At 61.0% G+C, this 7,750-nt stretch carries 9 protein-coding genes; 6 read left to right on the top strand and 3 right to left on the bottom strand.

From position 1 onward, the window contains the following. Positions 1-43 precede the first annotated feature (43 nt). On the top strand, positions 44-370 hold the full coding sequence (locus AC1DH9_RS16455; protein WP_477808434.1) for an ElaB/YgaM/YqjD family protein: 327 nt from the start codon (positions 44-46) through the stop codon (positions 368-370). On the opposite strand, the gene AC1DH9_RS16460 is transcribed toward AC1DH9_RS16455, so the two are convergent. Next, a complete protein-coding gene (locus tag AC1DH9_RS16460; RefSeq protein ID WP_427542178.1) occupies positions 367-1,257 on the bottom strand; it encodes a LysR family transcriptional regulator in 891 nt (296 codons plus the stop codon). The two genes, AC1DH9_RS16455 and AC1DH9_RS16460, sit on opposite strands and share 4 nt — an antisense overlap. 126 nt (positions 1,258-1,383) lie before the next feature. Between AC1DH9_RS16460 and trpB the strand changes: the two genes are divergently transcribed. The 3 genes from trpB (at position 1,384) to AC1DH9_RS16475 (ending at position 3,972) form a co-directional block, all read left to right on the top strand. Further along, positions 1,384-2,604 carry a tryptophan synthase subunit beta gene (gene trpB, locus AC1DH9_RS16465; RefSeq protein ID WP_477808435.1) on the top strand — a complete coding sequence of 407 codons (1,221 nt, stop codon included), beginning with the start codon at positions 1,384-1,386 and terminating at the stop codon, positions 2,602-2,604. After that, complete coding sequence (trpA, locus tag AC1DH9_RS16470; RefSeq protein ID WP_427531086.1) at positions 2,604-3,416, top strand: tryptophan synthase subunit alpha; 813 nt, start codon at positions 2,604-2,606, stop codon at positions 3,414-3,416. Before trpB ends, trpA begins: the two co-directional genes overlap by 1 nt. A 124-nt stretch (positions 3,417-3,540) precedes the next feature. Continuing rightward, complete coding sequence (locus tag AC1DH9_RS16475; protein ID WP_427542181.1) at positions 3,541-3,972, top strand: anti-virulence regulator CigR family protein; 432 nt, start codon at positions 3,541-3,543, stop codon at positions 3,970-3,972. 136 nt (positions 3,973-4,108) lie between these two features. Here AC1DH9_RS16475 and AC1DH9_RS16480 read toward each other — a convergent pair whose 3' ends face one another. After that, positions 4,109-4,435, bottom strand: coding sequence for a DOPA 4,5-dioxygenase family protein (locus tag AC1DH9_RS16480; protein WP_054594904.1), 327 nt, complete (start codon positions 4,433-4,435; stop codon positions 4,109-4,111). Between the two features lie 40 nt (positions 4,436-4,475). Then, a complete protein-coding gene (locus AC1DH9_RS16485) occupies positions 4,476-5,426 on the bottom strand; it encodes a choline sulfate utilization transcriptional regulator (RefSeq protein ID WP_427542185.1) in 951 nt (316 codons plus the stop codon). A gap of 114 nt (positions 5,427-5,540) precedes the next feature. On the opposite strand from AC1DH9_RS16485, the gene betC reads away from it, so the two are divergent. Together betC and AC1DH9_RS16495 are read left to right on the top strand one after the other, a co-directional pair. Beyond that, positions 5,541-7,055, top strand: coding sequence for a choline-sulfatase (gene betC / locus AC1DH9_RS16490; RefSeq protein ID WP_477808436.1), 1,515 nt, complete (start codon positions 5,541-5,543; stop codon positions 7,053-7,055). Positions 7,056-7,070: 15 nt separating this feature from the next. Then, positions 7,071-7,750 (top strand): glycine betaine ABC transporter substrate-binding protein (locus tag AC1DH9_RS16495; RefSeq protein WP_477808437.1); only part of this gene is annotated, 680 nt, incomplete at its 3' end.

Here is a 7,750-nt window from a genome sequence, read left to right on the forward strand (position 1 = left end):
GTCCCAACCAACACACGCACTCAATCAATGAAGGAGAATCACCATGRCCAACACCTCGTTGCGTAAAGCCTCATTGCAAAGCATGGAAGCCGAGATCGAGAGTCTGCTCAAGTCGCTGGAAAGCTTGAAGAACGATGCCTCGGACGAGTCGCTGAAAACCCTCAAGGCTCTCAAAAGCAACGCCGAGAACGCGCTGAAACACTCGCGCCACCTGCTCAGCGATGCGTACGAAGAAGTCAAAGTCAAAACTCGCGAAACCGGGATCGCCACCCGCGATTACGCCCAGGAACACCCATGGACTACCACCAGCGTCGCGGTCGGTGCCTTGGGTTTGCTGGCCGCATATCTGCTATACAAACGCGGCCATTAAGGCTGGCGCAGCTCGTTTTTCAACCACTGCGCCAACTGCCGAGCGCGCCCGTCTGCGGCGCGCTTGGGTAGCCACAGTGCCAGTTGCGCCGGGGTTTCACTGAAACCCCACGGCGCAACCAGGCGACCGGCCTTCAAGTCCTCGGCCACCAGCGGCTCAGGGGCAATCGCCACGCCCAGCCCGGCCACCGCCGCCTCCAGCAAATAATACAAATGTTCGAAACCCTGCCCGAACTTCAGCGCTTTGGCGTCGAGACCGTTGCGCTGCGCCCAACTGGGCCAGGCTTGCGGGCGTGACGTGGTGTGCAACAAGGATTGGTTGAGCAGCGCAGCGGCTGGTGCCTGGCGCAGGCTGTCGTAACCGGCAAAACGTGGGCTGAGCACCGGACCTATGCGCTCGCTGGCCAATTCATAAACCTGCATGTCCGCAGGCCACGGCGGCTCGGCAAACACCAGCAAGGCATCGAGCCCCGGCCGCCGTGGGTCAAGATCGCCTTCACCCGCCGACAGGTGCAAACGCAAGTCCGGCAGGTCGGCATTCAACCTGCCCAGACGTGGAATGAACCAGCGCGCCAGCAAACTGCCAGAGCAGCCGAGCACGAACGGCGCGTCGGCGTGACCTTGCGTCAGCTCACCGCACACGGTGCGCAAACGCTCGAAGGCCTCGCTGCTGGCATCGCGTAAGCGCACACCGGCATCTGTGAGTTTCAAGCCGCGCCCATCCTTGACGAACAGGCTCATCCCCAGATGCTCCTCCAGCACTTTCAGCTGTCGACTGACCGCACCGTGAGTCACGTGCAGTTGCTCCGCAGCCTGACTGACGCTGTTCAAGCGGGCAGTGGCCTCGAAGGCGCGCAAGGCGTTCAGTGGGGGAAGGTCGTGGCTCATGATATCTGTGAGTTTTCCTGACAGGTTACGGCGATCTTATCGGTTTTCAGCCCGGGACGYCAGGGGTAGAGTGAACGCCATTGCCCTGCTACGAATTAACTTTTTGACATTCAACTGGAGCGCCCCATGACCCAGACTAATCTGCGCAACGGCCCTGATGCCAACGGCCTGTTTGGCGCGTTCGGCGGCCGCTACGTTGCCGAGACCCTGATGCCGTTGATCCTCGACCTGGCCCGCGAATACGAAGCGGCCAAGGATGATCCGGCGTTCAAAGAAGAACTGGCCTACTTCCAGCGCGACTACGTCGGCCGTCCAAGCCCGCTGTACTTCGCCGAGCGCCTGACCGAGTTCTGCGGCGGCGCGAAGATCTACCTCAAGCGCGAAGAGCTGAACCACACCGGCGCGCACAAGATCAACAACYGCATCGGCCAGATCCTGCTGGCGCGGCGCATGGGCAAAAAACGCATCATCGCCGAGACCGGCGCCGGCATGCACGGCGTGGCGACTGCCACCGTGGCCGCGCGCTTTGGCCTCGATTGCGTGATCTACATGGGCACCACCGACATCGAGCGCCAACAGGCCAACGTGTTCCGCATGAAACTGCTGGGCGCCGAAGTGATCCCCGTGGTCGCCGGCACCGGCACTCTGAAAGACGCGATGAACGAAGCCCTGCGTGACTGGGTGACCAACGTCGACAGCACCTTCTACCTGATCGGCACCGTGGCCGGCCCGCACCCTTATCCGGCGATGGTCCGCGACTTCCAGGCGGTGATCGGCAAGGAAACCCGCGAACAACTGCAAGCCAAGGAAGGTCGCCTGCCGGACAGCCTGGTGGCGTGCATCGGTGGTGGTTCCAACGCCATGGGCCTGTTCCACCCGTTCCTCGATGACAAAAGCGTCGAAATCATCGGCGTTGAAGCGGCAGGTCATGGCATCGAAACCGGCAAACATGCGGCCAGCCTGAACGGCGGCGTACCGGGCGTGCTGCACGGCAACCGGACCTTCCTGCTGCAGGACGACGATGGCCAGATCATCGATGCTCACTCGATCTCCGCCGGCCTCGACTATCCGGGCATCGGTCCGGAACACGCCTGGTTGCATGACATCGGCCGCGTCCAGTACACCTCGGTGACTGACCACGAAGCCTTGGACGCCTTCCACAAATGCTGCCGCCTGGAAGGGATTATTCCTGCACTGGAAAGCGCCCACGCCCTGGCCGAAGTGTTCAAACGCGCACCGACCCTGCCGAAAGATCACCTGATGGTGGTCAACCTGTCCGGCCGTGGCGACAAAGACATGCAAACCGTGATGCACCATATGGATCAGTCCCAGCAGGAGAAACACTGATGAGCCGCCTGCAAACGCGCTTCGCCGAACTCAAAGAACAGAACCGCGCCGCCCTGGTGACCTTCGTCACTGCCGGCGACCCGAGCTATGACACCTCGCTGGCGATCCTCAAAGGTTTGCCAGCGGCGGGCGCCGATGTGATCGAACTGGGCATGCCCTTCACCGATCCGATGGCCGACGGCCCGGCAATCCAGCTCGCCAACATCCGCGCCCTTGGCGCCAAGCAGAACCTGGCGAAAACCCTGCAAATGGTTCGCGAGTTCCGCAAAGACAACAACCACACGCCGCTGGTGCTGATGGGTTACTTCAACCCGATCCACTACTACGGCGTACCGCGTTTCATCAGCGATGCCAAGGAAGCCGGTGTCGATGGCCTGATCGTGGTCGACATGCCACCAGAACATAACGCCGAGCTGTGCGACCCGGCGCAAGCGGCTGGCATCGACTTCATCCGCCTGACCACACCGACCACCGACGACGCACGCCTGCCGACGGTACTCAATGGCAGTTCCGGTTTTGTGTACTACGTTTCGGTGGCCGGTGTGACCGGTGCTGGCGCAGCGACCCTGGAACACGTCGAAGAAGCCGTGGCCCGCTTGCGTCGCCACACCGACTTGCCGATCAGCATCGGGTTCGGCATCCGCACACCGGAGCAAGCGGCGTCCATCGCCCGTCTGGCAGACGGCGTGGTGGTAGGTTCAGCGCTGATCGACCACATCGCTAACGCGACCACCCCCGAGCAGGCCATCGACGGCGTACTCGGCCTGTGCTCGGCGTTGTCCGAAGGTGTGCGTAAAGCCCGCGTCAGCTAAGAGTAAAGTTCCTGATACAGAGGAATTAAGTGCCCGGCACCGCAGACTAAATAGCAAGACCCAGGGGTTTGGAACCGAGTTCTGAGCCCCTTTTTTTGCTGTGGATGCTCTGAGGAAGACCCAAATGAAAATGCCCAAACGCTTGATCGCCAGCCTGGGTGTATTGATGCTCGGCGCCACACCCTTGCTCCACGTAAGCGCCGATGAACGTGACGATCATGATCGCGGCGGCCCGCGGTATGAGCATCGCGGCGATGATCACCGCGATCACCGTCCTGAATACAGACGGCCACCTCAGGACTTCGGTCCGGTGCGCGAGGTGATCCGCGTCAACCACGGGTATTTCGTACGCGGTGCGCCACCACCGCCAGGCGTTCGCTGGGTCAGAGGCCAACCTTTGCCGCGCGGCTACTACGGCGAACGCCTGGACAGCCGGGCCCTCGAACGCTTGCCGTATTACCCAGGTTACGAATGGCGACGCATGGGCGGCGACATCGTGCTGATCGCCATAGGCACCGGGGTGGTTTATGAGGTGCTGGAAGGTGTGTTGTATTGAGTGTTGATCAGGGTTTTGTGTAGTCCGAACCACCGCCATCGCGAGCAGGCTCGCTCCCACATTGAAATGCGTTCCTCTGTGGGAGCGAGCCTGCTCGCGATGAGGCCCTGACAGGCCACCCAGCTCTCAAACCTGCTCAAAAAATCGACAAATCCAGTGGCCGAACCGCACCCATCCAGATCGCATGGTCGGTGTGGTCCGCCAGGTCGTCGCCCGTATCCGGGTGCACAAATACCACCAAACCTTTGCGATTAAGCGCCAGCCACGGCAGCACTTCGCCGAGCAGTTCCGGTGCGAAGGCCAGCTGGCAACTCCAGTCGGGGTGTGGACCGACCAGCCGTTCGTGCACCCGGCCCATCTTCAGCGGAAACAGCTGCGCAGCCTGCTCACACAGGGCCCGCGCCTGATCGATGGTGTTCGCGTCAAAGTACACATGGGCGTGATAGCCCTTGATCCGTTGCATAGCGTTCTCGTGTCTCGGGATTCATTCCTCACCCGCAACGCTACACCGCAATCGATGGCAGCGCCAAACCTCTCAGCGACTCCGCGCTGCTGGCCTGTTCGGTCATCAGCCAGTCGACGAACTGCTGGATCAGCGCGCTGCGGCGTTTGCGTTGGGGCAAGACCACGTAATAGCCGAAGCTCGATATCGCCGTCTCGGCAATCGGCCGGCACAACAAGCCTTGCGCCAGCAAGTTATCCACAAGGTGCCGCCAACCAATCGCCACGCCCTGACCGCCAATCGCTGCTTGAATCAACAGTGTGTAGTTGTCGAAACGCAGTTGCCCCGGTGCCGGTGGGGTCGCGATGCCCAAGGTGCGGAACACGCCGCTCCAGTCGAACCAGTGGCTGCTGTTTTCGCCGCGTAAATGCAGCAGCGGTAATTCCTGCAAAGCATGGGCGGGTAGGGGCACCACGCGGTCTTTGAGCAGCAGCGGGCTGCACACCGGGAACACTTCTTCGCTGAACAGCCAATGACTTTCGCCCTGCTTGAAACGCCCATCACCAAACAGCACAGCCACGTCGATGTCAGTGCGCAGCATGTTGTGGCTGCGTTCGCTGGTGACCAGGCTGACGTCCACCTGCGGATTGGCTTGGTGGAAGCGGTGCAGACGCGGCATCAGCCAATACGCGGCGAAGGCGAAGTCGGTGGCCACCTGCAACACCTCGTGCTGATGCTGGGCGCTGATCGCATTCAGCCCGGCGTCGATGCTCTGCAAACCGGCCTGCACCTGCTCGAACAGAATCGCTCCGGCTTCAGTCAGCTCGATGCCACGGTAGATGCGGTCGAACAGCCGCGTGCCAAGTTGCTCCTCCAGCCGTTTGAGCTGCTGGCTGACGGCGGGCTGCGTGGTGCCGAGCTCCACCGCCGCAGCAGTGAAGCTGCGGTGACGTGCAGCGGCCTCAAAGGCGCGGAACAGGTCCAGGGACAAATCACCAAGGGCGTCATACATAAGCTGTGCTTATCCTAGTCATTGCCGGGCGTGGGCTTTACCGCGAAGTGTGTGGGCTACATCCTCGATCACAGCACTTTCGCATAACTGCTCACTATGGAATGCCGCGATCTCATGAAGCGCRAGAACATTCTTTTCATCATGGCCGATCAAATGGCCGCGCCCCTGCTGCCATTCTACGGTTCATCGCCGATCAAGCTGCCCAACCTGAGCCGCCTGGCCGCGCAAGGCGTGGTGTTCGACGCCGCGTATTGCAACAGCCCATTGTGCGCCCCTTCGCGTTTCACCCTGGTCAGCGGCCAGTTGCCAAGCAAGATCGGCGCCTACGACAACGCGGCGGATTTTCCGGCAGACGTGCCGACCTATGCCCACTACCTGCGACGCCTCGGCTACCGAACTGCGCTGTCCGGCAAGATGCATTTCTGTGGTCCGGATCAGTTGCATGGCTACGAAGAACGCCTAACCAGCGACATCTACCCGGCTGACTACGGTTGGGCAGTGAACTGGGATGAACCGGACGTACGCCCGAGCTGGTATCACAACATGTCCTCGGTGCTGCAGGCCGGGCCCTGCGTGCGCACCAATCAGCTGGATTTCGACGAAGAGGTAGTGTTCAAGGCCCAGCAGTACCTGTTCGATCACATCCGCGAAGAGGGTGACCAGCCGTTTTGCCTGACCGTGTCGATGACTCACCCACACGATCCGTACACCATTCCCAAGGCCTTTTGGGATCTGTACGACGACCAAGACATCCCGTTGCCGGAAACGCCTGCGCAAACCGATCTCGATCCGCACTCCCAGCGTCTGCTCAAAGTGTACGACCTGTGGGACAAGCCGCTGCCTGTGGATAAGATTCGCGATGCGCGGCGCGCCTATTTCGGCGCGTGCAGCTATATCGACAGCAACGTCGGCAAACTTCTGCAAACCCTCGAGGATACGGGGCTGATCGACGACACCATCATCGTCTTCTCCGGCGACCACGGCGACATGCTCGGCGAGCGTGGGCTCTGGTACAAAATGCACTGGTTCGAAATGGCCGCCCGCGTGCCGCTGCTGGTCAGCGCACCGGGGCAGTTCGCCGCTGGGCGAGTCGGCGCTGCGGTGTCCACCGCCGACCTGCTGCCGACCCTGGTGGAACTGGCCGGAGGCACGTTGGAACCCGGCTTGCCACTGGACGGTCGCTCGCTGGTGCCGCACCTGCAAGGGCAGGGCGGACACGACGAAGTGTTTGGTGAATACATGGCCGAAGGCACCATCAGTCCACTGATGATGATCCGCCGTGGCGCGTACAAATTCATCTACAGCGAAGACGACCCGTGCCTGCTCTTCGACGTGCACAACGACCCGCATGAACAGGAGGAACTCAGCCAATCCACGCAACATCGTCAGTTGTTCGACGATTTTCTCGCCGAAGCACGGGCTAAATGGAATATCCCGGAAATCCACCAACAGGTGCTTGCCAGCCAGCGTCGACGACGTTTCGTCGCCCAGGCGCTGACCCTCGGCAAGCTGAAGAGCTGGGATCACCAGCCGCTGGTGGACGCCAGCCAGCAATACATGCGCAACCACATCGACCTCGATGATCTGGAGCGCAAAGCACGTTATCCACAACCCTGCCAAAACCAATAACGTAAGGGGAAGAACATGCAAAAGTTATCCACAGTACTGACGGCGGGGCTGCTGGCCTTGAGCAGCGTTTCGGCCTACGCCGAGCAGAGTTGCGACACGGTGAAAATGGCGGACCCCGGCTGGAGCGACATTGCCGCGACCAACGCTATCACCGGTTTCCTGCTGGACGGCATGGGCTACAAGGCCAAGGTCGACACCTTGGCGGTGCCGATCACCTTTGGCGGGCTCAAGGACGGCCAGGTCGATGTGTTCCTGGGTAACTGGATGCCGGCGCAGCAGGGCTTCTACGACAAGTTCGTGGCCAATGGCGATGTCACCCAACTGTCGAAGAACCTTGATGGCACCGAGTTCACCCYGGCGGTACCGGACTACGTGTGGGACGCCGGCGTGCATAACTTTGCCGACTTGAACAAATACGCCGACAAGTTCGACAAGAAGATCTACGGCATCGGCTCCGGCGCACCGGCGAACATCTCGCTGCAAGAGATCATCAAGAAGAACGATTTCGACCTCGGCCAATGGAAGCTGATCGAATCCAGCGAACAGGCGATGCTCGCCGAAGTGTCCCGCGCGGTTAAAAAGCAGAAGTTCGTGACCTTCCTCGGCTGGACCCCGCACCCGATGAACGTGCAGCTGAAAATGCATTACCTGAAGGGCGGCGAGAAGTACTTCGGCGACACCGGCAGTGTCCACAC

Source organism: Pseudomonas sp. 05T35, assembly GCF_056396605.1.